21 protein-coding genes and 2 riboswitches are annotated in these 24,806 nt (G+C 45.4%); of the genes, 6 read left to right on the forward strand and 15 right to left on the reverse strand.

Annotated elements, in window-relative coordinates; genetic code table 11:
- Positions 1 to 345 precede the first annotated feature (345 nt).
- A complete protein-coding gene (locus KNO91_RS14820; RefSeq protein ID WP_214818646.1) occupies positions 346 to 1,188 on the forward strand; it encodes a VanW family protein in 843 nt (280 codons plus the stop codon).
- Between the two features lie 26 nt (positions 1,189 to 1,214).
- On the opposite strand, the gene KNO91_RS14825 is transcribed toward KNO91_RS14820, so the two are convergent.
- From KNO91_RS14825 to KNO91_RS14850, 6 genes are all read right to left on the reverse strand, one after another.
- The gene (locus KNO91_RS14825; RefSeq protein WP_251126225.1) at positions 1,215 to 2,570 is read right to left on the reverse strand and encodes an NCS2 family permease; all 1,356 of its coding nucleotides are present in this window, start codon (positions 2,568 to 2,570) and stop codon (positions 1,215 to 1,217) included.
- Between the two features lie 88 nt (positions 2,571 to 2,658).
- Positions 2,659 to 2,760: riboswitch (purine riboswitch) on the reverse strand.
- A 134-nt stretch (positions 2,761 to 2,894) separates the two neighbouring features.
- Entirely contained in the window at positions 2,895 to 4,418 is a 1,524-nt protein-coding gene (gene guaA, locus KNO91_RS14830) for a glutamine-hydrolyzing GMP synthase (protein ID WP_251126226.1), read from the reverse strand.
- Between the two features lie 111 nt (positions 4,419 to 4,529).
- A riboswitch (purine riboswitch) is annotated at positions 4,530 to 4,630 on the reverse strand.
- Between the two features lie 41 nt (positions 4,631 to 4,671).
- Positions 4,672 to 6,771 carry a transglutaminase domain-containing protein gene (locus KNO91_RS14835; RefSeq protein WP_214818647.1) on the reverse strand — a complete coding sequence of 700 codons (2,100 nt, stop codon included), beginning with the start codon at positions 6,769 to 6,771 and terminating at the stop codon, positions 4,672 to 4,674.
- Positions 6,768 to 7,838: a DUF58 domain-containing protein gene (locus KNO91_RS14840; RefSeq protein ID WP_214818648.1), complete on the reverse strand. Its 1,071-nt coding sequence runs from the start codon at positions 7,836 to 7,838 to the stop codon at positions 6,768 to 6,770. Before KNO91_RS14840 ends, KNO91_RS14835 begins: the two co-directional genes overlap by 4 nt.
- Entirely contained in the window at positions 7,835 to 8,785 is a 951-nt protein-coding gene (locus KNO91_RS14845) for an AAA family ATPase (protein WP_214818651.1), read from the reverse strand. The genes KNO91_RS14840 and KNO91_RS14845 overlap by 4 nt, the downstream gene beginning before the upstream one ends.
- A 172-nt stretch (positions 8,786 to 8,957) precedes the next feature.
- Positions 8,958 to 9,563 (reverse strand): flavin reductase family protein, encoded by a 606-nt coding sequence (locus KNO91_RS14850; protein ID WP_214818653.1) that lies wholly within the window; start codon positions 9,561 to 9,563, stop codon positions 8,958 to 8,960.
- A 243-nt stretch (positions 9,564 to 9,806) separates the two neighbouring features.
- Here KNO91_RS14850 and KNO91_RS14855 point away from each other — a divergent pair, with 243 nt between their 5' ends.
- Positions 9,807 to 11,648 carry an ATP-binding protein gene (locus KNO91_RS14855; RefSeq protein ID WP_214818656.1) on the forward strand — a complete coding sequence of 614 codons (1,842 nt, stop codon included), beginning with the start codon at positions 9,807 to 9,809 and terminating at the stop codon, positions 11,646 to 11,648.
- Positions 11,649 to 11,844: 196 nt separating this feature from the next.
- Complete coding sequence (locus tag KNO91_RS14860) at positions 11,845 to 12,162, forward strand: hypothetical protein (protein WP_214818658.1); 318 nt, start codon at positions 11,845 to 11,847, stop codon at positions 12,160 to 12,162.
- 45 nt (positions 12,163 to 12,207) lie between these two features.
- Here KNO91_RS14860 and KNO91_RS14865 read toward each other — a convergent pair whose 3' ends face one another.
- On the reverse strand, positions 12,208 to 13,473 hold the full coding sequence (locus tag KNO91_RS14865) for a tetratricopeptide repeat protein (protein WP_214791002.1): 1,266 nt from the start codon (positions 13,471 to 13,473) through the stop codon (positions 12,208 to 12,210).
- 257 nt (positions 13,474 to 13,730) lie between these two features.
- On the opposite strand from KNO91_RS14865, the gene KNO91_RS14870 reads away from it, so the two are divergent.
- From KNO91_RS14870 to KNO91_RS14880, 3 genes are all read left to right on the forward strand, one after another.
- Positions 13,731 to 14,402 carry a hypothetical protein gene (locus KNO91_RS14870; RefSeq protein ID WP_214818661.1) on the forward strand — a complete coding sequence of 224 codons (672 nt, stop codon included), beginning with the start codon at positions 13,731 to 13,733 and terminating at the stop codon, positions 14,400 to 14,402.
- 79 nt (positions 14,403 to 14,481) lie between these two features.
- Positions 14,482 to 14,733 (forward strand): hypothetical protein, encoded by a 252-nt coding sequence (locus tag KNO91_RS14875; RefSeq protein ID WP_214790998.1) that lies wholly within the window; start codon positions 14,482 to 14,484, stop codon positions 14,731 to 14,733.
- A 223-nt stretch (positions 14,734 to 14,956) separates the two neighbouring features.
- Positions 14,957 to 16,255, forward strand: coding sequence for an N-acetylmuramoyl-L-alanine amidase family protein (locus KNO91_RS14880; RefSeq protein ID WP_214818673.1), 1,299 nt, complete (start codon positions 14,957 to 14,959; stop codon positions 16,253 to 16,255).
- 34 nt (positions 16,256 to 16,289) lie between these two features.
- Here the strand turns inward: KNO91_RS14880 and KNO91_RS14885 are convergent, their stop codons facing one another.
- The 8 genes from KNO91_RS14885 to glmS form a co-directional block, all read right to left on the reverse strand.
- Complete coding sequence (locus KNO91_RS14885; RefSeq protein ID WP_371816677.1) at positions 16,290 to 16,811, reverse strand: GNAT family N-acetyltransferase; 522 nt, start codon at positions 16,809 to 16,811, stop codon at positions 16,290 to 16,292.
- Positions 16,812 to 16,826: 15 nt separating this feature from the next.
- On the reverse strand, positions 16,827 to 17,660 hold the full coding sequence (locus tag KNO91_RS14890; protein ID WP_214818665.1) for a CPBP family intramembrane glutamic endopeptidase: 834 nt from the start codon (positions 17,658 to 17,660) through the stop codon (positions 16,827 to 16,829).
- 146 nt (positions 17,661 to 17,806) lie between these two features.
- The gene (locus KNO91_RS14895) at positions 17,807 to 18,955 is read right to left on the reverse strand and encodes a mannitol-1-phosphate 5-dehydrogenase (protein WP_214818667.1); all 1,149 of its coding nucleotides are present in this window, start codon (positions 18,953 to 18,955) and stop codon (positions 17,807 to 17,809) included.
- Positions 18,956 to 19,387: a PTS mannitol transporter subunit IIA gene (locus KNO91_RS14900; protein WP_214790991.1), complete on the reverse strand. Its 432-nt coding sequence runs from the start codon at positions 19,385 to 19,387 to the stop codon at positions 18,956 to 18,958.
- A 47-nt stretch (positions 19,388 to 19,434) separates the two neighbouring features.
- Positions 19,435 to 20,856 carry a PTS mannitol transporter subunit IIBC gene (locus KNO91_RS14905; RefSeq protein ID WP_214814666.1) on the reverse strand — a complete coding sequence of 474 codons (1,422 nt, stop codon included), beginning with the start codon at positions 20,854 to 20,856 and terminating at the stop codon, positions 19,435 to 19,437.
- 167 nt (positions 20,857 to 21,023) lie between these two features.
- On the reverse strand, positions 21,024 to 23,054 hold the full coding sequence (locus KNO91_RS14910; protein ID WP_214818669.1) for a BglG family transcription antiterminator: 2,031 nt from the start codon (positions 23,052 to 23,054) through the stop codon (positions 21,024 to 21,026).
- Positions 23,044 to 23,313: a PTS sugar transporter subunit IIB gene (locus tag KNO91_RS14915; protein WP_214790985.1), complete on the reverse strand. Its 270-nt coding sequence runs from the start codon at positions 23,311 to 23,313 to the stop codon at positions 23,044 to 23,046. The genes KNO91_RS14910 and KNO91_RS14915 overlap by 11 nt, the downstream gene beginning before the upstream one ends.
- A 143-nt stretch (positions 23,314 to 23,456) precedes the next feature.
- A partial coding sequence (glmS, locus tag KNO91_RS14920) for a glutamine--fructose-6-phosphate transaminase (isomerizing) (protein WP_214818671.1) occupies positions 23,457 to 24,806 on the reverse strand: 1,350 nt, incomplete at its 5' end.

Genomic DNA, 24,806 nt, shown 5'->3' on the forward strand with positions numbered 1-24,806 from the left:
GACGAAGCTTGCGCTTCATTCAAAAATTGTAAAACTTATTTTTGCCTCATCGTTCAGTTTTCAAAGTTCGTCTGTCGCTCTTGGCGACTAAATGATAATAACATTTATTTCTTTTTGGTGTCAACAACTTTTTTGTTTGTTCAACGTTTGTCGTTGGCAACAGAGATAACTATATCACCTGCTTTTTAATCTTGCAAGCATTATTCTAAAAAAACTTTAATTATTTTTTCGAATCCTTAAAAGCCTATAACTCATTCACCTACAAGGAATCGCAACTTGCTTTGAAGAATACAACTATATCTATTGATGAATCATCCACTTACATTCTACAAGGAGTTACATACAATGATGCAAACCGATCTGCAGCAACCTAAAAAACGTTCACCACTCAGAATTTGGTCTGGTACACAAGTTTACACACTCAAACGACGATTAGAATGGATGACGGATAAAAGGAAATACGTCTCGAAACAAAACGCTGAACCTTTACCTTATCTAATCCACACACACCGAACTCCTCTCTATCGACAACTACGTGATATCGATATGGACTTACAGCATAACAAAGTAAAGAATCTGAAGATTGCAATCGCTAAATTAAACGGTGCCATTTTAACGCCGAACGACGTCTTTTCTTATTGGAAGATGATCGGAAAGCCAACAAAGCGAAAAGGTTATGTCGACGGCATGATTCTTCATTACGGGAAGGTCACTTCAGGAATCGGTGGCGGTCTCTGTCAACTATCCAACCTGATATATTGGATTACACTCCATAGCCCATTGACTGTAACCGAGCGTTATCGCCATAGCTACGACGTGTTTCCTGACTACCGCAGAGATCAACCATTCGGGAGTGGCGCGACGTGTTCTTATAATTACCTTGACCTACAAATTACAAATCAAACCGCACAAACGTATCAACTTCTTCTATATATAGAGGGAGATCATCTCGTCGGTGAATGGCGCTCTAATATTCCAAATAAAGAACAGTATCGTATATATGAAGAAAATCATCACTTCACCCGCGAATGGTGGGGAGGCACCATCCGACACAATCAGATTTTCAGAGAAGTCACCTCAATGAACGGCACCCACCTCCGGAACGACTTCATCACAGAAAACCATGCCATTACGATGTATGATCCTTTCCTCCCCGAAAACACTGCATACAAAAAAGCCGACTCTTAACAAAAGAGCCGGCTTTTTAAATCGATTTATGCGTGTGGTAAGAACATGAAGTATGCCAAGAAGATGATTAACATCCCGTACATGATCGGATGGATTTCTTTCGTTTTCCCTTTCGCAATCATCATGAGTGGATAAAGAATGAATCCGAGCCCGATTCCTGTTGCGATTGATGACGTCAACGGCATCATGATAATCGTCAAGAAAGCAGGTACTGCAATCTCAATCTTCTTCCAATCGATATCAAGAAGAGCTGAAGCCATGAGCACACCAACAATGATGAGCGCAGGAGCCGTTACCGGTGCTGTAACAACTGCCAAAAGTGGCGAGAAGAACAATGCCAAACCGAAGAACAATCCTGCGAATACCGCTGTCAAACCTGTACGTCCACCTGCAGCAACACCTGCTGAAGATTCAACGTATGAAGTCGCTGTAGACGTTCCGAAGATCGCCCCCGCTACCGTTGCTGTTGAGTCAGCCATCAACGCCTTACTTGCGCGTGGTACTTTATTTTCTTTCATGATCCCCGCTTGACGCGCTACTGCAACGAGTGTTCCAGCCGTATCAAAGAAATCGATGAAGAAGAAAGTCAAGATAACGATCAGCATTTGAAGTGTGAAAACGTCACTGAAGTTGATGAATGCTTGGCCGAACGTTGCCGACATGCTTGGTGGCATCGATACGACATCAGAGATCGCTGTTGGTGTCGGAACAAGACCGAAGATCATTCCAACAATCGCCGTCAACAACATCCCGATGAAAATACCACCTTTGATATCGCGTGCCATAAGTAACGCGCTGACAACAAGACCGAATACAGCGAGAAGTGTCGTTCCCGTTCCTAGTGAGCCAAGACTTACGAGTGTAGCTTCATTCGCTACTACGATTCCCGCGTTCTTCAATCCAATGAAAGCGATGAAGAAGCCAATCCCTGCAGCGACTGCCATTTTAAGTGGAGCCGGAATCGCGTTTACAATCGTTTCGCGAATACCTGAAAGTGTCAATACGATAAAGAAGAGACCTGACACGAGAACCCCGGACAAAGCCGTTTGCCAAGGGACACCCATTCCGATGACAACACTATATGCGAAGAATGCGTTGAGGCCCATGCCCGGCGCAATCGCAATCGGATAGTTTGCTAAAAGTCCCATTGTCAACGAACCGACTACTGCGACAAGACCTGTTGCGACGAAGACCGCTCCAGTATCCATACCCGCCGCTCCAAGAACGTTTGGGTTAACGAAAAGAATGTACGCCATCGCAAGGAATGTTGTGAATCCTGCAATCAATTCAGTACGGACACTCGTTCCGAGTGCTGTGAGTTGGAAGTAACGATCGATCCGACTCGTTGTAGGTTGTTGTTCTTGCTTGAGCTGTGTGCTCATTTGTTTTCCTCCTTGTACTCGCCGTAAAACGAGAAAAGGCCCCCGGCAAATGACCGAGGACCCCACGCGAAACATACGAGGGCATACACCCTCATCTATGTCTCGCCGTAGTGAAATCATTTAAGGTGATTTCGTAGAGACTCTCGGGCCATATCCCCGACATTATACGGCAAAATATTTTATAATTGTTCGGTTATAATAAGAACGTTCTTATCGTATCAGCGTGAAAATAGAATGTCAACTATATTCACGGATTTTAAACTAAAAAAAAACGTTAATGTTCGGTTTTAAGACAAAACAGAGGGGGATTCCCCTCTGTTCGACTTATTCCCATTCGATTGTTGCAGGTGGCTTAGACGTAATGTCATACAGCACACGGTTGACGTGACTGACTTCATTGACGATGCGGACAGAGATTTTCTCAAGCACATCCCATGGAATGCGTGCCCAATCTGACGTCATGCCATCGATTGAAGTGACTGCACGGACGCCAACTGCATAGTCGTACGTTCGTTCGTCACCCATGACTCCGACCGAGCGAATCGGTGTGAGCACCGTGAAGTATTGCCAGATGTCTCGTTCAAGACCAGCTTTCTTCACTTCTTCACGCAAAATCGCATCAGATTCTCGGACGATTTCAAGCTTCTCTTCCGTAATTTCACCAAGTACACGAATTCCAAGACCTGGACCTGGGAACGGCTGACGCCAAACGATATAGTCAGGAAGACCGAGTTCGGTACCGAGGGCACGGACTTCATCTTTAAAGAGCGTGTTGAGTGGTTCGATCAATGTGAAGTTCATGTCTTCCGGTAATCCACCGACATTATGGTGTGATTTGATCGTTTGTGCTGTATCTGTCCCACTCTCGATGATGTCTGTATAGAGCGTTCCTTGTGCGAGGAAGTCCATATCGACAAGCTTCGATGCTTCTTCATCAAATACGTAGATGAACTCGTTTCCGATGATCTTACGTTTTTGCTCAGGGTCTGAGACACCTGCCAATTTCGTCAAGAAGCGTTCTTGCGCATCGATTTTGATGACCTTCATATTAAAGCCGTCAGCAAACGTCTTCATGACGCTATCCGCTTCCCCTTTACGTAGGAGACCATGGTCGACGAACATACACGTCAATTGATCACCAATCGCGCGATGAACGAGTGCGGCAACGACTGAAGAGTCAACGCCACCAGAAAGGGCACAGAGCACTTGCTTGTCGCCGACGATTTCTCGAATTTTTTCGACTTCGAGGTCAATGAAGTTTTCCATCGACCATTCGCCTTTAGCACCACACACTTCATAAATGAAGTTTTTCAAGATGTCGTTCCCGTATTCTGAGTGACGCACTTCTGGGTGATATTGAACACCATACATTTTCAACTCATCGTTTTTGATTGAAGCTACCGGGCAAGACGGATTCGTTCCATCGACGATGAATCCTTCCGGCGCTTCCATAACGAGGTCACCGTGGCTCATCCATACTGTATGCTCGACCGGAAGACCTTTATAAATATCAGAAGCCTCAGGTGTTGAGAACAATGTCGCTTTCCCGTATTCACGGTGAGCAGCACGTTCGACACGACCACCAAAATGATGCGTCATCAGCTGCATACCGTAGCAGATCCCGAAAATCGGAATTCCTAACTCGAAGATTTCTGGGTCACAACGATATGCACCTTCTGCATATACACTGTTCGGTCCACCAGAGAAGATGATGCCGACCGGGTTCAATTCGCGAATCTCTGCTGCAGTCATCTTATGTGAATGCAACTCGCTGTATACGCCAAGGTCACGGACACGACGCGTGATCAACTGGTTGTACTGCCCACCAAAATCGAGCACCAAAATCATTTCTTGTTCTACTTTCACGAAATCTCCACCTTTCTGCCTTCTCCTCAAAAAAAGGACGAGCCTCTCCCCCAGATCATCTAAACCGAAGAAGAAGCACGCCCTTTTCTTTGTATACGAAACGTGCTCCTTCATAGTCGGTCCATTTACGGTGGTCCGGTAGAGACTCTCGCGCCAATTCACGAGTATATACGAAGGAATGCCATGTTCAATTATCTAACTAATGCGTCTATCTTACTTGATGCATCCCGCCACTTCAACTCATAATTCTGCGAATCACGATTTTCCAATATTCTTTATATTTTGAATTCGGTTCTTGTTCAGCATAAACCGCTTGCTCAAACAAGGCTGTCAGACGCGTCATATCGTTCGTCTCATAGTAGGCATCGACCTCTTTTGCAAGCTCAGAAGGCGTTCGTCCCTCGACTTTAAATCCATTTGCACGGAGTCGTTTCATCAAATAGCGATGCATCGATACGAGGCTTGTATCTGTGAGTGGACGACTCATCCACCAGACGTACATAATTTGTCGCTCAATGATTTTTCGGTTCCAAATGACAACGGCCACGAGGAAAAGAATAACGATCCATCCCCATACCGGGATACTGCGGGATTCTTCCTGAACCTCACCAGTCGTAACATCATCGATTAACAAATCTTCTTGTGGACGATTTTGCGTGTTGTTGTCCTGATTTGCCTGCGGATCATTCGTAGCCGGTGTCGTATCGTCTGTCTCCGTCTCTTGATCGATTTGTAGTAAGTTCGCATCTGAGAAACTGATTGTCGCCTCTAGTGGAACCCAACCTGCACCTTCGACAAAGTACTCCACCCAAGAATGGGCATGACGGTTACGAATCGTATGTTCTTCTTCACCCTGAACAACCCCTCGCGTATCCCCCATCGTAAATCCTTTTACCCAACGTGTCGGGATTCCATTTGCCCGTAATAAAATGGCTGCTGACGTCGAGAAGTTATCGCAATACCCGATTTGTGTATCGAACAAGAATTGGTCAACATAATCTGTGTCCCCTTCCGGTTGTGCCACATTTTCGGTATCGTATTGGAATTCTCCGTTTCGGAAATACGCTTCTACCGCTTCTGCTTTTTCATTTGGTGTCTCGCTTTCAGCAGTAATCTCCGTGGCCAAGTCGCGTACACGATCTGGTAAAGAATCCGGTAGCTGTAAATAGACCTGTTGCTCTTCTTCTGTGAGCGATGTGATTTCTTCATTTAATGCAAGCTGTTCTTCAGAGAAAGCCGGGACACTATAACGAAGTTGGATCGTTCGCGGAGTTGATTGTTCCTCATTTTCAAATACGATTTTTCCGGACGGTTGCATCGTGATTGTCTCGTTCGGAAAAGCTTGCTCCACGTCACCAACTAAAAATTCCGTACCGGACTCTGTTTCTGCCGCCTTTGGATATTCCCCTCCATACGGAACGAACGACTGTCGGCGTTCAAAACGTAGGAGTGCCTGTTCCGGGGTCGTGTCGACATCCGAATCCACTAATTGTCCCCGATTATAGTCAGAATCGAGCACCGGTGCCTCAATCCAACCTTTTCCGGTATAAATGGCTTTTGATTCAATTCGCCAGTATCGAGCCGGTACCCCACGCGCGATAAAGACAATCCCGTCATCCTGTTCGAACGGACCACCTAGCGATTCGTCGTTCACCCCATACCCGACCCGACCAGGTCCGTTCCCATCGCCTTCGGTTGTCGCATTCCGAAAACTCGTTGTAATTTGATCAGACCAATCGCCTTCTAATGTCGGGGAAGCACTCGCGAGCGCGACAACGACACTTAGTAGCAAACCGATACTGACGAATCGCACGAGCGACTGACTTGGACGTTTCGCTAAATCCGTGACAAATAATAAAAGGAGCGATGTGACGATTGCAAAAAGGATATTGCCTTCCCCGTCATACAGTGTCCATGTATCGAAATAGGCCATGACACCAAGTGTCGAAACAATCATCCCGAGTGCAAATCCGTAACTCGGGTATGTCCGACTAACAAGAATGGCAAATAGTAGACCAATGAGTGCCATCGCAGAAAAGAAGATGGCTTCGTTCGGTAACTCTCCGCTTATGACGCCGAAAAAATCATCCATCCAAAGACCGAACCAGTCAAATATACTTCCATGATAAACGTATAAGACAACCAGGAAGTTGAGAAGCGAGATTCCAAGGAATGCGCCCCACGGAAGAAGACTGACAAACATCGGTACGATGAGAAGGAAATAAAACGGCCAACTTACATCGAACGTTGTACTCCCGACAATCGGCTCAATCCAGAAAGACAGCAAGTAGGCGGCGAGCGCCGTATATACGATTCGAGTGATCCATGTCTTCATCCCGTCACCTCGCTTACTGCTGTGTATAGGTGATAACTACCTTGCGTCTCATGCATGAGCTCACGAATCGAACTTGTTTCAAACGGACTAATCAAAATCAAATCACCATTTTGTTGAGGCAGATTTCGCTTCACCCGCTCGACAAGTCGCCCTTCCGCTTCTGGAGTCGCGGTCAACAAGTAATGACCGACGTCGGCACTTTGGTCCGGAAGATGGAACAGACGAACCTGTTCTTCGATAACGTATAGCTCAAAGGGTAAGTTTTTTCGTTCTAACTGTCGGATCGCACCGACGAGTAAGGACAAAGATCGTTCAAATGCTTCTTCATAGCCGGCAGAGACAGCCGGGACAAAGACGAGCGAAAGTTTCTTTTCTTGCTCTTGGTCAAACGTTTTCGTCATCAAATTGCCTCGACGTGCGGATGCTTTCCAGTCAATCCGCCCGATTCGGTCCCCTGCCGCATATTCACGGACTCCACTCGTCGTATTGGCCACTTCCGTATATGTCCGCATTTGACGATATTGTTCACCACGACCTCCGACGTGTTCATCTCTTGGAAGATCGAACGGGAGTTCAGCGGGTGACACCTCGACGACCGTCTCGAGTCGTAACGTTCGCTTTCGATCGAACAAACCAAATATATCGCGTACATGGAGAATCGTTCGGTCAAAGACGTGAATTCCGCGCTTAATTGCATCGACCTCGTAATGGACGACTTCAGCACGTCGAAAGAAACGGTCGACCGGCACGATGATGGTCTCGTCTTCGTCAATTAATCGTTGGGGCAACCGTTCTTCTAACGTCACCATCCCAATCAAAAAAGGATATTTGCGTTCGATTCGTAATTCAACGTCCATCGCTTGTCCGGAGACGAGACGTTTCGTCGTGACTCGTCGTGACACATTTGCCGCCGTGACCGGATAGATCATAAATAGTGTCCAATAGACAGTCAACACTGCGAACGACCACCATAACGTCGAAGCAACGATACTTCCTTCGATACGGGCAAATGCATACAATCCGAATGCCGCCGCCCATACAACGAACAGCTTCATCCAGTTTTTCATACTTCATTGACCTCGCGATCCATCGGGACAGGTAATGTATCAAGCCAATCTTGAATCAATTGATTCGGTGTTTTTCCTTTATAACGTGCCTCCGCCGTCAGTAAGACACGGTGTCCGAGGACACTCGTCGCCATCGCCTTGACGTCATCTGGTAATACGAATTCACGATTATGGATATATGCCCACGCCTGCGACGCTTTCATCAATGCAAGAGTAGCCCGCGGGCTTCCTCCTAAATACGTATGTGGATCCTTCCGCGACTCATGCACCAATCGCACAATATATTGTTTGACCGCACTCGAAACATGCACATCCCTCACTTCGCGTTGCATCAGTTCAACTTCTTGTTTGGTGATCACACTATGAAGCGCCTCGAGCGGCTCTTCTTTTTCAAAGCGACTTAAAAGTGCAATCTCTTCATTGAATGTCGGATAGCCCATCTCGATTTTGAGTAAAAAGCGGTCCAACTGTGCTTCGGGTAACGGGTACGTCCCTTCATGCTCAATCGGGTTTTGCGTCGCCATGACGAAAAATGGTGAGGGTAGCACTTTCAACTCGCCATCCACTGTCACACTCCGCTCAGCCATCGCCTCTAGAAGAGCCGACTGTGTCTTTGGTGAAGTTCGGTTGATTTCATCCGCCAAGATAATATTCCCCATGAGCGGGCCAGGGCGATATTCAAATTCTCTCGTTTTTTGGTTATACATCGAGATACCGGTCAAGTCAGACGGTAGCATGTCTGGCGTGAACTGGATTCGTTTAAAATCTAAATCAATCGCCCGACTAAACGTACGGACGAGCATTGTTTTTCCGACACCTGGTACGTCTTCTAGAAGAACATGACCTCCCGCCAATAAGGCAGTCAGACTTTTGGCGATGACTTCTTCTTTTCCGACAATCACAGTTTCAATGGCAGTTATAATCGATTGGACAGTTGGACGGTACATGACGGATTCCCCTTTTTCTCTGAATCTAGGATGACTTGAAGTTAGAATGTTCTGACTTTATTGTGACATAAGAGCGTATCGGAATGAAAGGAATACTACATGCGAATACGCTCCTTATTCTTTTACCCAAAAAACGCGCTCGTTCTTTAGAAAAAACGGGCACGTTTGTCGATTATTCAGGTCGCTTCACATCAAAAAGGTCGCCAAGTGTCGCATAACTATTTCCAGCCATACGGCTGACCGGCGCCAATCGTCTCGCATCGATTCGCCCGTGTTCATACAATTCCCGATCGATGTGAAAACGGACGACCCGGGCAATCAAGAAATCTGCAGTCGTTTGCCCTTCATGTTCAATCGGCACATGTTGATGTAATACGCATTCGAAACGAATTTTGGCTTCTTTGACACCAGGTGTCGTAATGACATCACTTGGTTGAAGCGTGAATGTTGTGCGTGATAGCTCACTCTCATCCGCGTCGAGATTGGCAGCCGTCTCATTCACATCGAATACATTCGTTTCATCCACAACGTGAATGACCAACTCATTTGTAAGAAGGACATTTCGTGCCGTATCTTTCATCACTCCGTCTTTTCGCTGGACAGAGACGGAAACGAGGGGAGGATTGGAAGCAACCACATTGAAATAACTGAACGGAGCCGCATTGATGACGTCTCCATTCCGGGTCGTTACAAAGGCGATTGGTCGCGGCACAATACTACCAATTAAAAATTTATACGTGTCTCGCTCAGTTAACGCAGACGGTTCGATCGATAACATTTATTCACGCTCCTCATCCTTTTTATCTTAATTTCAAGATAATGACCTTCTTAAATAATGTCAACTTAGAGAAGGTTGACAGGTGTATTTTTTACTCCTTTTGGGTAAATCGCATTATGTGGATGTGATTTCATGCACTTCGTATAAGCAAATTGTTTCATTTTCCTTTGCCTTTTTCATAAAATGCAGGGCAAGGAAAAGATGACCCATCGTTTTTTATGTTCAAGGAAGGAAGTAAAACGAATGATCAGCAAGTGGATTGAACAACTAAACAGTCGTCAAATACTCAGTATTTTATATAGCGTATGTGGATTCAGTCTCATTTTAACTGCGATTGGAGCCTGGTTTGTCCGAGATGGGAATGTGTCTACGCTCGAACTCACCTCCCTACGGTGGATTTGGATGATCGGACTCGTCATGTTCATCAGCGCCATCCTATTAATTGGACGTCCGCTCATTAAACGAATGGCCGATCAAAACAGCAGACTGAAAATGAAGAAAGAAAAACTCGAAAACGTGATCAAAGAATCAAAGTTGAATGAAATGAATCTCCAATATCGAAATGAATTGATTGAAGTATTGGCATCGAAAGAATCTTTATTTGATTACTCTTCTGTCATCGAAAAAATCGTCTTACTCACGAAATCTGAATTTGGTGCGTTGTTACTCACAAAAGACGGAGAAATCACCTCTGTCGTACCAAAAGAAATGACGGAAGATCAACAAGAGAGTCTTAAGAAAGAATCACTGTTGCTTAAACGTGTCATGATTTCTAAATCACCTGCTGCCACGTCGAAACGGGTCGTGGATGCTTTACACACGTATCCATATTACATTTACGAAACAGTCATCCCGATTATGGACCCGTCTGATAACAGCCTGATCGGTTGCCTCTATTTGGCCCGATACGATGAACAGTATGATGCGAGTGAAAAATCAGAGTTGAATGCCTTCGCTAGTCAGCTCGCCATCTCACTTCTTCGGATGCAACTTTATCGTCAGATGCAGCAAGATCGAAAAGAAACGGCACAGTTGATCAATTCCGTTCGCGAAGCTATTTTATATGTGAACTACGAAGACGACACTGTCGTTGGGAATCGCGCATTTATTCGTATGTTTGATGATCTTCACTTCGATTATAAGGGATATGAAGAATTGTCAGCGATTGATATTGACATCGAGCAGCTCGCAGAACGCGTCGACCAACATGAGCAATTCGTTCGTTACTTCGAACGCGTCTTCTCACAAGATCCACCGGACGACGGACTTACGATTTCTATCGATCAAGGCGATTGTTTCATTCAGCTCTATGCTGAAAGCGTCTATCGAGACCGTCGACTTCGCGGAACGATGCTCGTCTTACGTGATGTCACAGCCGAGACCGAGGTAGACCGAATGAAGTCCGAGCTCGTTTCAACCGTATCACATGAGTTGCGGACACCCCTTTCATCAATTTACGGATTTACAGAGCTCATGTTGTCACGCGATTTGAAAGAAAATCGACGTGAATTATATTTAAAAACGATTCATGATGAGGCAAAACGACTATCTTATCTCGTCAATGATTTCTTGGACCTTCAAAAAATGGAGTCTGGGAAACAAACATTCGAGTGGGAGCCAGTCGACTTGTACAAACTCGCTACTGACAGTGTCACGTTTTATCAAGAAACGACCGATCAACATGAATTGTTTATCGACGCCGATCCTGAAGAGAATTTCATGATCGATGCAGACTTAGAAGGAATGCGTCAGTTGCTCGGCAACTTATTAAGTAACGCCATCAAGTACTCACCAGACGGTGGGAATATACTCGTGTCACTTGAACGAGTAGACGAACAAGTCGTCATGAAAGTACGAGATCACGGAATGGGCATTCCAAGCGCCTCTCTCCCTCATCTCTTCGGAAAGTTTTATCGTGTCGACAACTCAGATCGTCGTAAAATCGGCGGTACAGGTCTTGGCCTCGCTATTTGTAAAGAAATTGCTAAAGCCCATGACGGACAACTTCATGTAGAGTCAGTTTATGGGGAAGGAAGTACCTTCATCTGTGAGCTACCAACTTCAAAAGAGCACATCATGCAATAACACGGTCTTCGTGACCGTGTTATTTTTTACTCATTTCAGAGAAATAGGAAGGAGTTCTTTTACAAAATATAGAAAACCAAGAATAATGATTGATGTCATTCGGAAAGCCATACCCTATTCATTTTTTTCGCACGTTTTAGAGTGAAAACAAGATATACTGAATATAAAGAGATTGCTAAGATCGGAGGTATTGCCATTGGATCATCGTGACCCACCTTTTTCAGAAATTGGAGACTTTAAACAATGGGGGCGTTTTGAAATCGATGTCCCTCACATAGGGGAGCAGGCGAAGTTCCAAACGGCTGCCGCGATAGTTCGAAAACATATTCCGTTGCGGCTTGGTGGATTTTATATCATTGCGAGCGAGGAGCAAATTTTGCATAGCGGTTCGCATGACGGAAATCTGCAAAAGCATTTAATTCATTTATTGCAGCAAGTCCTTAACGGTCATTTAACAGATGAGCGCCTTGTTCAAGAACAAGTATGGACAGTGCATTATTTTACAACGCCATAAAAAGACCTCGAGATCAGGCTGCATCCTGATTTCGAGGTCTTTTATTTACTCCCAGCGCGACATCATCGAAATTGTTTTTTCATAATATTCAGTGGCTAGTTTATATTTACCTGTATTTCTTAACTCTCTTGATAACCACAACGCGTATTTGTGCGTATAGTATTCATCATACGCCTCAAAGTAATCCACTGCTCTTTTTAAGCTTTCAATAAAAGCACTATGGTCTTCAAATTTGTACTTATTCAAGTAAATATCAAAATGATAACGAAATTCTACCAAATCTTCTTCGTTCCCTTTCAACTCATATCCCGTTTCTAACCACTTCATAATACCTTCAATATTTTGTTGGGCTACATTTACTTCAAGTAGAGACATGACACTAAATAATTTACTCTTTGTGTCCTCTTTTAAATTAAAGCCATCAAGAAAGTATTTTTGAGCTTTTTCTTGGTCACCAATGAGAAAATGAATGTCTCCTATATTGTTATATAGCATCCCAAAATAATTATTTAATTTTGCGGTCTCGGCGACTTTTGCAGCTTTTTCATAATGTTCCAAAGCCGTGGTGTAACGTTTACGACGCTTAAAAGATAGACCAATAATCATATGTGACTCAATAATTCTTTCTAAACAAAAATTGTCCTGAAAATAACCTAGTGAAGCTCTTACATTTTCAATAGCTTGCAAATAATCAGTAAATCGATGATGTAAAGCACCAATTATATAGTGCATATCTGCAAGCTCCCAATCGGGCATATTAGTATTCTTTAATCTCTGACCCACTTTTTCTAATAAGTCTATTGTTGTCTCTCGATCCGCGGTTTGATATTGAAACATATATAGACAATGTAAAATGTCATAGCGCAATCTGTTATCAAAGTCTAGTTGATCCGCGATCCAGCCTACTTCAATTAAATAATTTGTATTACCTTTCGGCATCATACCAAAACGTGCCAATGTAACCATCAATGTCATATACAATTCTTTAGACTGCAATACTACCGGATTAGTTTTATATCCTTCTATTCGTTGTATATAGTTTTCATCTTTTCGAGACAGAATTGCTTCTTTTAAAATTTCTCTGATTTCAAATTTTATCTCATGTACTTTCTCACTGAAATCATAATATAGAGGGATGTCTAGTTCTAATCTCTCAAAAATCAATTCTAATACGGTTTCACTTGGAGAAGTTTGGTTATTTTCAATTTTACTTAAATAAGAAATAGAGCATATACCTCTAGCGAGAACTGATTGCTTCATATTCTTCCTCATGCGCTCTACTTTAATAACGTTTCCATAATTGTGTTCCATATCAATTAGTAACTCCCTTAGTACTAAAGTATTTTAAGTTTCTTTAATAATAGGCTTTTTGTCACGTATTGAAGAAACTGATTAGAAAAAGATATAAATAACAGTACTTTTTGTCGATGATTTTCCCAACCTGTTCATCTCCTTCATTAATAGAAAGCGTGATAATATTGAACTAGTTAAAACAAACACCTGGATTAATTAGTAGTTTTTTACTAGTCCAATGATACTTACCATACAAACAAGGGGTGAAATCACAAATGGGAAAATTAAGCTTTTTACTAGCTGAAGATTACATTAAACCCAAAATTTACTTCAAATCTAAGCAATCATCAACTATAAATGATATATTTACCTCAGAAGACAAAAAGTACTTTTCAGGTTTAGAAAATTTGGCCCGGTTGTTGAATGCTCCTAGAGGTTTTATTGTAAACGCTTTTCAAATTGATTACTATCAATCCTTGCCTCGACTAATCGCTAAATCTTTAAAAAAGAGTCACTCCTTCAAAAAGCTGTATATTTTAGGACCGGAGCTATCTCTTTCTATTCTAAAAAGAAGTACAAAAACCATTTACGAAACACAGTATAATGGCTACGAGTATATTAACGTGGAACAAGATACTGATTTTGTAACAAGCCAATGTGAAAAACTTATTCAAGAAGGACATATTTTATATATTCTTCCTGAGACGAACGTCTGTTGGAAACCTCAATACAAATCCGAGTCTGATGATATTCCTCATTCACTCTGCAGTACTTTATTGAGCCAACAACTACACGTTCCAATTCTAGCAACGGCTTATGAGAATGGATCTGAAAAAATTAAACTTTTTTCACCTGACTCTCCTGATTCATACAGTGGTGATTTAGAAAATCGTGTCTTTGCACAATCAGAAGCTCTATGTCGCTTACTTGAATCTACAAAAAAGTAATTCACATCCACCTTCAAACACTCTAGGAATTACAGCTTCATCAAATAAATAATTAATCAATCAAATGGAGGTTATTCAAATGAAAAAAATTACAGGAGTATTATTCTTAGCAACTGCTGTTTTACTTTTAGGCAGTACGGTCAAACCTTTAGCTGATGAAATGCCACGCATCGGTAAAGTCGAACAACCAGTTAAATCATATGCGGATGAAATGCCGCGCATTGGTAAAGTTGAAGAACCAATCAAATCATTCGCAGATGAAATGCCACGTATCGGTAAAGTTGATGCACCAGTCATCCTATTTGCAGACGAAATGCCACGTATTGGGTAATCAGTTTTTAGAAGATATAGAGGTAGTTACGAATAAAACCTATTAAAAAGACGCCTCGTGCGTCTTTTTTTGTTGTCAAAAGACCTCTTTATTTCAAAAAAAGATAAATAAATTAAATATTAATGTCCATTTTTTTCTTTATTATCTATATAATAATAGTGATTTGTTGATCGAATTATTGAAATGTTCAACTATTTTCTGCAAAGGAGTCACTATTTTGAATATGCTAAAGTCCAAATTACATACAAAATTATTTATTAGCTCGACACTCATTGTTTCTGCTGTTACGTTCACACCATTTGATTTCCAATCTGCTACACCTTTCAATCATCGCGTGGAAGCAGCCGCGAAATATTACACGACTACTGTAAATTTAAATCTTCGTAAAATGGCCTCGACCTCGGGAACGATTTTAACGACAATTCCTTCTGGGAAAACCGTAACTTATTTAAGTACATATGGTTCATGGTACCGCGTTTCTTATAACGGAACTGTTGGATATGTGTCTTCTCAATATCTTAAAGCATATCAACCGACCACTGTGAAAACTTACACGACCACGGCCAATTTGAACCTTCGTAAAATGGCCTCCACTTCAGGCACGATTTTAACGACCATTCCGAGCGGGAAAGAAGTGATTTACCTCAGTACATATGGTTCGTGGTACCGCGTTTCTTATAATGGAACAATCGGTTACGTATCTTCTCAGTATGTAAAGGTCACTTCTTCATCTACCATCACGCCGGATTCAACAACGACCTACTATACTACAGCCAATTTGAACCTTCGGAAGATGGCCTCGACTTCGGGCACGATTCTACTGACAATTCCTTCGGGGAGTGCCGTGACGTATTTGAGCACGTACGGTTCCTGGTATCGCGTCACGTATAAAGGTGTCACTGGCTATGTCTCTTCACAGTATGTGACAACGTCAAGCGGAGGCGATACGTCTAAAAAAACTGTCGTCATTGATGCGGGACATGGTGGGAATGATCCTGGGGCTGTTTATGGGTCAGTATATGAAAAAGTCATTGCACTTGATATGGCCAAACGATTGATGAGTACATTGACGAACACATATGACTATGACGTCAAGTTGACACGTTCGACTGATACGTATCTTTCCCTGTCAGAGCGAGTCTCATTGAGCAAATCGTATAAAGCTGACGTTTTTGTTAGTCTCCATGCAAACTCATCTGTTTACACTTCTGCGAATGGACACGAGGTACTCGTTCCGACAACAGAAAGTTATACGACAAATCCATATATTTCTGCGAGTCGATCGCTTGGCTCATCAATTAATCGAGAGATCGGTTCACGTATTTACGCCGTTCAAAACCGTGGTGTGAAATACCAAAATGTATACGTCGTCGGAAAAAATGTCGTGCCTTCAACACTCGTCGAATATGGCTTTATCAGTAATTCAAACGATCGTGCTTATTTGACGAATGGAACGAATCGCCAACAAATGGCGAATGCGACAGCGACCGGTATCCATCAATTCATGCGTTCGTATTACTAAAAAATAAGGAACTTAGCATTCATCGCTAAGTTCCTTATTTTATATTCACTTCCCAGATCATATGAGACGCTCCCTGTCCCCAATAATGCTCGAGGATTAATGACGGTTCACCCAATTGTTTTTGCCAATAGGCCTGAGCGCTAGGAAATCCCGCATCCAAATAAAAGACGTGGTGCTCTCGCGCGAGGATTTCTCGTTTCATCTCTTCTAATAAAAACTGCCCGACTCCTTTGCGTTGCATACGAGGAAGGACATACACACTCCCCAGTTCAATGGCATCTCGCTTGATTTCCAAATGTCCCGATATGATCTCGTTCGGAGGCAGCAATGCCCCCGCTCCAACCAGAACTCCTTCTTGTTCAACCACGTACAGTTGAACATGGTCGTCTTCAAAATGATCCTGAATCGTCGTGTTCAGGCGTGCCACTTCCTCATCGAGCAGGTCAGCGTCTTCAAAACGCTCTCGCCGAATCAAATCACTCAAACTCTCCATAAATAAGCGCTGCAAAGATTTAACGTCGGATTGCTCGAGTGTGCGAAAGTTCAAGACGTCCACTTCCTTTTCTCTTTTTTATTGTGATTCTTTACCCTCACGAATTCGGTGCGTAACACTCGGGTACGAAGGAATGAATTCTTCGAGCGGTTCATAATTCAACTTCCCATACGTTTTCCAGATGATGATGATGGCTACCATCAATACCGTAATCGTTAGATGAATAAAACCAATTGGATATCCATTCTCTGCGTGTAACCCAGTCATAAAGAGCATCACGTTAAACATGGTATGCATGAGAAAGGCTGACCACAGATTACGAGAGGTAACATTGTATAACCAGCTGATGAGAACGCTATATGAGATCACGGTCAACCCATATGCCCAAAATGGAAAGTTCGCCTGCCCTGTTCCGACCATAAAGAATAGCGGGATGTGCCAGCTCGTCCAAATCGCACCAAGCCCGATACTCGCCCATAGTGGAGACAGTCTCGATTGCAGCGCATCCAGCAAGTATCCGCGCCATCCATACTCCTCTTGGAGGGTTCCGCCGAGAAATAACATATAAAGAAAATAAGGCACAATCCACCAAGGTTCTCGAACGATTAATGCATCGCTACGATCTGTCCACCAATAAGCGATAAGGAATAAGAATGGAACCAATAAGAACGGAATCGCATAGTACTTCCAGTTTATCCTGAACTGAAGACTCTTTTGAAACAGGTGTCTTACACCCGCACGACCGCGAAGTCGATACATCGTCAGAAAGCCAGAAATGCTTGGTCCGAATGCTCCTATGATGACGATTGCCACAATCGGTAAATCGGTCCACCAATATAGGCTCGCCCAGACAATCCAAGAATATCCGAACGTGATTGTGATAAATCGAATGATTTCTGAAGTTTTGTACATAACGAGTCTCCTTCCTGTTGATAAGTACCCGTTATTTCATCATGAAATACCCAACCCACTCATTCTTCTCAATTTGTTCAATAAGGCCTCAATAAAAAAGAACACATATGCTTTCACATATGTGCTCATCACTATATCTCATTCTCTTAAGAAACTCGCTCTTTTTCTTCTTCTCGAATCAAATGATATTGGTCGAGAATCAATTGCGTCAATGTGTCTCCCTCATGGAGCTGCAAATATTTTTCAATCGTTGACGAGATACCGTGTTCTTCAATCGACAAATTCAGTTCTGACGATTCCGAATCCTCCGGGTTATGGTAATGGAGGGCAGCCGCAATCCCGTAGGCGAGTTCGTTCGGCTCGATTCCGTTATCCATCAACTCACGCGCTGGTTTGACGAGACGATCGCTCGGTCCGAGCTTACGAATCGGCGAACGCGCCACACGTGACACTTCATCCTTTAATTTCGGATTTTCAAAACGCTTGATGATTTTTTGGATGTATTGGCTATGCTCTTTCGCCTCAAAACCATATTTCTCAAGCAGTAACCAACCCGTCTCATACAAGGCTCCTTGAACGACTTGACGCACGCGGCGATCCTTCAGCGCCTCGTCAATCGTCGCCTTTCCGAACAACGAACCGATATAAGAGGCGATGGCATGTCCTGTATTGACTGTGAAGAGCTTCCGCTCGATGTACGGTCCGATCTCTTCGACCCATGTCACACCTTGAATCGGTGGTTGCGCGTTCAGTCCTTGTGTCTCGATGACCCATTCATGGAACGTCTCGACTTCTACGTAAAGCGGGTCTTCATGTTGTTGGAGTGGCACGATCCGGTCGACCGCCGCGTTCGGGAAGAAGACGTTCGCCTCCCCGACGCCACCACATGCCTCTACTTCTTGACGAAGAATGGCACTCCCACCAATCATATTCTCACATGCGATGACATAGACCGGTGCGTCCTCGACTTCACGCGCCCGGAGCCCTTCGCTGATCAATGGTGCCACTTTTGATAGAAGTGAGGGTCCGACAGCCGTCGTGACGAGGTCTGCTTCTGCAATCAAAGCAGCGACACGCGCCGGTTCTTTCAAACTGTTAACACCACGTACCCGGTCGACAATGATTCGATCGACCCCATCCTCTGCGAACCCGACCTCATAATGACGTTTTGATTCGAGTGCTTCGATGACCGTGTCGTTAATGTCAACGAACGTCACTTCATAACCACTTTGATTGAGCAACAATCCGATAAACCCGCGTCCAATGTTTCCTGCCCCAAAATGAACAGCTTTCATTTATGCCACCTCTTCCATGAAGAGCGCCAAGATTTCTTCTTTCGTCTTCGCTTGAACAAGGCGCTCCACGTTTTCTTCATCCGAGCAGAGAATCGCGATTTGCGAAAGAAGCTCTAAATGTTCATCATTCACGCCTGCAATCCCGATGACGAGTTTTGCCGTCTGTCCACCAAAGTCGACACCGTCCGGTACTTGCAGGAACGAGATTCCCGTCTTTTGAACCGCTGACTTCGCTGCTTCTGTACCGTGTGGAATGGCGACGTGATTACCGATATAGACGTTTGCGATCGCTTGACGTTCATGCATCGCCTCTACATACTCCGGCGTCACACAACCGGCGTCCTGTAGGACTGTTCCGGCCGCTGTGATCGCTTCCTCTGTCGTTGCGAATGTTTGGTTAAGTCGAATCATCTCTGTTTGAATGAATGGCATTTTAATTTCCTCCTAATGGCTAAACCGTATCTCTATCTGTTCTGTTTTCAAGAAATTTTACTGCGTTCGGCTTTAATTTCTTCTACCAATTGATCATAGTAATCGGCGTTCAAGAAGTTCGTCACTGAACGATGGATTGCATTCGGTGCTTGCGCTTCTGCGCGCTCGGTTAAGTCCTCATGGGTGATGACAAACTGTGCATCTTTCGGTAAGTTGCTGATTGACGTGTTCGTCACTTTGATTGGCAAGTTCGCTTTGTTGACCTTGTTCCGGAGAACCGATGCCCCCATCGCACTTGAACCCATACCTGCATCACATGCGAAGATGATGTGGTCCACTTTATCAAGACGATCTGTCACAAGAGCAGATGCGTAAGACTGTTTGCCTTTCATCGCGCTCACGTTTTGTGTCGCTTCTTCGAGTGATACTTCCTCTGCTGCGCTTGATTTCAAGATGACGCTCGCCACAGCGAATGTGACCGCTGCTGACAAGAGAATCCCTGCCACGAGTCCGAGGTATGAACCACGTGACGCCATCGCGAGAATCGCGAAGATACTACCTGGTGAAGCCGGTGCGACGAGACCGACATCAAAGAGAACGAACGTGAAGATCCCTGTTGCGCCCCCTGCGATCATCGCCAAAATCAAGATTGGCTTCATCAACACGTACGGGAAGTAAATCTCATGAATCCCACCGAGGAAGTGAATGATGGCCGCACCCGGTGCTGTACGTTTCGCTGCACCTTTGGCGAAGAACATATATGCGAGAAGTAATCCAAGACCTGGCCCTGGGTTTGCTTCAAGTAAGAAGAGAACGGACTTTCCAGCCTCTGCGACTTGATCGACACCGAGCGGGCTCAAGATCCCGTGGTTGATGGCGTTGTTCAAGAAGAGAACTTTTGCTGGTTCAATGAACAAGCTCGCCACTGGAAGTAATTTCGCACCGACAATCCAGTCAACACCTGCCGCCATCACTTTATCGAGGGCGCTCATGATTGGACCGAAGATTTCGAATCCACCAAGCATGAGAAGACCACCGATGATCCCGACCGAGAAGTTGTTGACAAGCATTTCGAATCCTGCTTTGACTTTACCTTCAAGGGCACGATCGACTTGGCGGATGATATACCCACCGAGTGGACCCATGATCATCGCTCCAAGGAACATCGGAATGTCTGTCCCGACGATGACCCCCATCGTGGCGAGCGCCCCGACGACCCCGCCTCGTACGTCGTGAAGTAATTTACCACCCGTGAAACCGATGAGTAATGGTAAGAGATATGTGATCGTTGGACCTACGAGTTCTGCCAAGTTTTCGTTTGGCCACCATCCTGTTGGAATAAAGAGTGCTGTGATAATCCCCCAGGCAATGAAGGCACCGATGTTCGGCATGACCATCCCACTGAGGAAACTACCGAACCGTTGTACTTTGACTCGGACCCCGCCCGAGCTCGCTTGCGTATTCGCCATGTATAAAACCTCCAGTCGTTTAAATGTGAAAGGTTGAATGTGTAGTGTAGCTAACCGGTTTGTGCTCTACACCTGTATTGTATGCCTGGAGTAAGCGCTTTCTCAATTCAATCCAGTTCACACTTTGGCAACATTCTGTGCCAAACAAAAAAATGACCATGGTTCGGTCATTTTTCATACAACGTCTCATGAATCATTTTCTTCATGCATTCATGCAACAACAAACGAAGGTCCTCTTTCGTCCCCGTGCTGTATAGACGCATGTGTTCCTCACTCTCAATGAGCGAACCACTAATCGCGCTTAAAAATTGAAGTTCGACATCGCGTGCTTCCTCTGGTGCCAAGAGCACGAGCAGTCGTGTCACGGGTTCAGTCGATTGATCCATCATGAGAAGCGGGATTGACGTCGTTAAATCAAACGCGAATACACTCGCTTTCTCAATTGAAGTGTGTCGTCCGTGAAACAGTGCGAGTTTCGTACCCGGCACCCCAAGACCTGCGACCTCGTGACGACGAAGCAATTGTGCGGATAATTGAATCCCGCTTTGCACGAGTTCCCGTTCCTCGAGATGTGTCCCGATATCAACCAGAATATCCTCTAAGCGGTCTGTATTGTTGAGTGTGACCAAGTCAAACTGATGATCCATCCGCTCGAACGTCTCTACGAGCTCTCCTAGTTCGGCAAAATCAAGCATCGTCGAACGTGGTTTCGGCGTTAACGTCTGGAATGATTGCGGTAACGACAATAAAAGATGACGGACACGCTGTACTTCCTCACTCGTCAATAACGGATTGACAATCAACGTTGGCACGGAGAGCGGTGGTAACGGAACGGTCGACAAAATCACATCATATTCTTCAAGTCGATGTTGTTCTAAACCAAATAGAGACGAGTTGACAACGTCTTGCATCTCCGGGAACTCTTGACGTACCCGATTGACGAGCATCTTCGAAGAACCGAGTCCGGCCGAACAGACGACGAGCGCCCGATACTCACGACGCCGTACCGGTTTGACGAGTGCTGCCGCGAAGTGCATCGCCCAAAATACCGTCTCTTCCTCGGAGAACGTATTCGTCCCAAAGACGATGTCGGCAGCCTGTTGAATGGCCGAACGAAGTCCCGGATAGTCGCGGTCGATATGAGGTTTCACCGTGCTCGTTTCCGGCAAAGCCTGCGTGTTCATACTCGACAAGATGTGCGCGAGCAGTCCACGTTCGAGTGCCGCGTCATCCGTAAAGGTAAACCCGTAAATAAGCGAGACGTGATGAATCAGTTTATGCACCCGAATCTGCATGATCCATCGTTCTTCTTCATCTTCTTTCATTTGATCTTTAATCGAGCGGAGACGATTCGCCTCCTCCGCGAACCAGACACGTTCCGCCATCGAGTAAGTGATCCCCAGTGCCTGTTCCATATCGGTGGCGACTTTCAAATAGTCCTCAGACCGACCTTTTGTATACATCTCTAAAAAGAATCCGGACGCCAGCCGCTCTTGTTGCACTCCATAGGCGAACGTGACCCGCATGATGGTGCGGTCATCCATCCGTTCAAACGAGCGTGACTTCAAATAATCATAGCCGTCTCGAAGAGCTTCGAGCATCTCTTCACATGGAACGGTCTTTAAAAATGCTGGAATGTAGTCATCCTCGCCACGTACGAAGCGATAAAAGGCAAGCGTATCCCAGTGGGCAAGGAGGGCGTTAATCAATAGCTTACGCTTCTCTGACTCATAGCCGAGCACTCTGGCCCCGACACCTTTTTTACGCTCGACTTCTAAATGATATTCTTTGAACCAACGATCCAATTTCTCTAAGTCTTGTGTCAACGTGCTCGGCGAGACGTGCATCTGTTTGGCGACCGCCTGCAATTTGAGCGTATCGTTCTCGAACAAGAGGCGCCACGCCAGCTCAAATAAGCGGTCCTCGCTCGTCGGGATCGCTTCTGCAGATAAGATGAGGTCTTCTCGTAACTGTTGTTTCGCCGACGGTTTGCCGACAAGGCTAAGTCCATGCCCCCGTTGCCAGGCGAGTTCGAGCTCGAACTCTTTCAAGATGCCTTCAAGTAATTGTCGTTCGCGTTGAATCGTGCGTTCGGACAAATTCACCGCCTGCGCAATTTCGGCGAGCGGTGTCGATGTCTCGGTTGCCAATAAGTGTAGTAAGATTGACCGTTCTCGCGCGGTCCACTCATGTCTCATGCTCATCCATCCATTCTTCGACAAGTAGTCGGTATTCCTCGAGCGACAGGAGTTGTCGGACTGATCGAACACTTGCGGTCGGATGGGTGACCGGGGTCGCCCCTTCCTGATAGAGAATCAAATCCACCTCGTTTGGGATGTTTTGAATCGTTCCGTGCGTAATCGTACAAGACAAACGCCCCTCGCTTGCCTGTGCAAATAACTTTGCCGCCATCGCACTCGTCACAAAACCACTGTGGCAAGCAATGTATACGTTCATGTCAGCCCTTCTTTCGTCGCTTATCTTTATCTAATCATAAGTTGGAACCGCTTACTTCTCCTACTATTTTGCTTGTTGGCAAAGATATCGGCAAGTAGTAAAAAGCACCTCTCGTAATGAAAGGTGCTTCTTCTATGTTTAATTTATTCCACCGTCACCGATTTCGCCAAGTTACGTGGCTTGTCGACGTCACAACCACGGGCAAGCGCCGCGTAATACGCCATCAACTGAACCGGCAATACGTTTATGAGCGGTGCCAAGAGTGGCTCGACATGCGGCAAGATGAAATCATCGTTCTCGTGTTCCACACCTTGCATGGAGATGATACAAGCGTTCGCCCCACGAGCGACGACTTCTTTGACGTTTCCACGAATATTCAAGTTCGTTTTCGGTTGTGAGATGAGCGCGATGACCGGTGTTCCGTCTTCAATCAAGGCGATCGACCCGTGCTTCAGTTCCCCACCCGGGTACCCTTCCGCTTGAATATACGAGATTTCCTTCACCTTGAGCGCTCCCTCAAGACAAACAGACGCGTCGAGCCCACGCCCGATGAAGAACGTATTCGGTGTCGTCTTCAAGTAACGTTCCGCAAGGTCTTCGAACAACTCTTTTTGCGCCATGATGGAATCCATGATCGTCGCGACACGAGCGAGTTCTGGCATGAGGTCGAACGGCAACTCTTTCCCCGTCGCACGTGCGATGTCGTATGCGAGAATCGCGAGGACGGCGATCTGTGCCGTGTACGCTTTCGTCGAGGCGACCGCGATCTCCGGTCCGGCATGGAGGAGCATCGTCTCGTTCGCTTCACGTGAGAGTGTCGATCCCGGGACATTCGTCATCGTGAGCGCTTTATATCCGCGCTTCTTCACTTCGACGAGTACGGCACGGCTGTCCGCTGTCTCACCGGATTGCGACAAGAAAACGAACAATGGACGTTCACTTAAGAGGGGCATGTTGTAGCCAAATTCAGATGAAACGTGCACTTCTGTTGGAATGCCAGCGATGCGTTCCAAAATATCTTTTCCGACGAGTCCGGCGTTATAGCTTGTCCCACATGCGACGATATAGACGCGGTCCGCTTCCGAGACGAGCTCGCGAACGCCTTCTGTGAGTTCGATGTCGCCGTTCTCGTTCTGGTAGTGCTGGATGATGTTGCGGATGACGGCCGGTTGCTCGTCCATCTCCTTCAACATGTAGTGCGCGTACGTGCCTTTCTCGATGTCTGACGCATCGATTTCGGCCGTGTACGGTGCACGCTCGAGCACGTCACCGTCGAGCGTCTTGATCGTTGCCGATTCACGTGTGAGGATGACGATCTCGCCGTCGTGGAGCTCGAGGTACTGGTCCGTCACCTGAAGCATCGCCATCGCGTCCGATGCGACGACGTTGAACGTACCGTCCCCGAGTCCGACGAGGAGTGGTGACTTGTTCTTGCCGATATAGAGGCGCTCTTTGTCCTCTGAGTCGATCATCGCGATCGCGTATGAACCGTG

It is taken from the genome of Exiguobacterium sp. s59, from assembly GCF_018617475.1.
Classification (GTDB): domain Bacteria; phylum Bacillota; class Bacilli; order Exiguobacteriales; family Exiguobacteriaceae; genus Exiguobacterium; species Exiguobacterium aestuarii.

What these genes read in the sequence shown, in the direction of transcription:
- KNO91_RS14820 (WP_214818646.1), top strand. Translation starts at nt 346, where the DNA reads ATGATGCAAACCGATCTGCAGCAACCTAAAAAACGTTCACCACTCAGA.
- KNO91_RS14825 (WP_251126225.1), bottom strand. Translation starts at nt 2,570, where the DNA reads ATGAGCACACAGCTCAAGCAAGAACAACAACCTACAACGAGTCGGATC.
- guaA (WP_251126226.1), bottom strand. Translation starts at nt 4,418, where the DNA reads ATGATTTTGGTGCTCGATTTTGGTGGGCAGTACAACCAGTTGATCACG.
- KNO91_RS14835 (WP_214818647.1), bottom strand. Translation starts at nt 6,771, where the DNA reads ATGAAGACATGGATCACTCGAATCGTATATACGGCGCTCGCCGCCTAC.
- KNO91_RS14840 (WP_214818648.1), bottom strand. Translation starts at nt 7,838, where the DNA reads ATGAAAAACTGGATGAAGCTGTTCGTTGTATGGGCGGCGGCATTCGGA.
- KNO91_RS14845 (WP_214818651.1), bottom strand. Translation starts at nt 8,785, where the DNA reads ATGTACCGTCCAACTGTCCAATCGATTATAACTGCCATTGAAACTGTG.
- KNO91_RS14850 (WP_214818653.1), bottom strand. Translation starts at nt 9,563, where the DNA reads ATGTTATCGATCGAACCGTCTGCGTTAACTGAGCGAGACACGTATAAA.
- KNO91_RS14855 (WP_214818656.1), top strand. Translation starts at nt 9,807, where the DNA reads ATGATCAGCAAGTGGATTGAACAACTAAACAGTCGTCAAATACTCAGT.
- KNO91_RS14865 (WP_214791002.1), bottom strand. Translation starts at nt 13,473, where the DNA reads ATGGAACACAATTATGGAAACGTTATTAAAGTAGAGCGCATGAGGAAG.
- KNO91_RS14870 (WP_214818661.1), top strand. Translation starts at nt 13,731, where the DNA reads ATGGGAAAATTAAGCTTTTTACTAGCTGAAGATTACATTAAACCCAAA.
- KNO91_RS14875 (WP_214790998.1), top strand. Translation starts at nt 14,482, where the DNA reads ATGAAAAAAATTACAGGAGTATTATTCTTAGCAACTGCTGTTTTACTT.
- KNO91_RS14880 (WP_214818673.1), top strand. Translation starts at nt 14,957, where the DNA reads ATGCTAAAGTCCAAATTACATACAAAATTATTTATTAGCTCGACACTC.
- KNO91_RS14890 (WP_214818665.1), bottom strand. Translation starts at nt 17,660, where the DNA reads ATGTACAAAACTTCAGAAATCATTCGATTTATCACAATCACGTTCGGA.
- KNO91_RS14895 (WP_214818667.1), bottom strand. Translation starts at nt 18,955, where the DNA reads ATGAAAGCTGTTCATTTTGGGGCAGGAAACATTGGACGCGGGTTTATC.
- KNO91_RS14900 (WP_214790991.1), bottom strand. Translation starts at nt 19,387, where the DNA reads ATGCCATTCATTCAAACAGAGATGATTCGACTTAACCAAACATTCGCA.
- KNO91_RS14905 (WP_214814666.1), bottom strand. Translation starts at nt 20,856, where the DNA reads ATGGCGAATACGCAAGCGAGCTCGGGCGGGGTCCGAGTCAAAGTACAA.
- KNO91_RS14910 (WP_214818669.1), bottom strand. Translation starts at nt 23,054, where the DNA reads ATGAGACATGAGTGGACCGCGCGAGAACGGTCAATCTTACTACACTTA.
- KNO91_RS14915 (WP_214790985.1), bottom strand. Translation starts at nt 23,313, where the DNA reads ATGAACGTATACATTGCTTGCCACAGTGGTTTTGTGACGAGTGCGATG.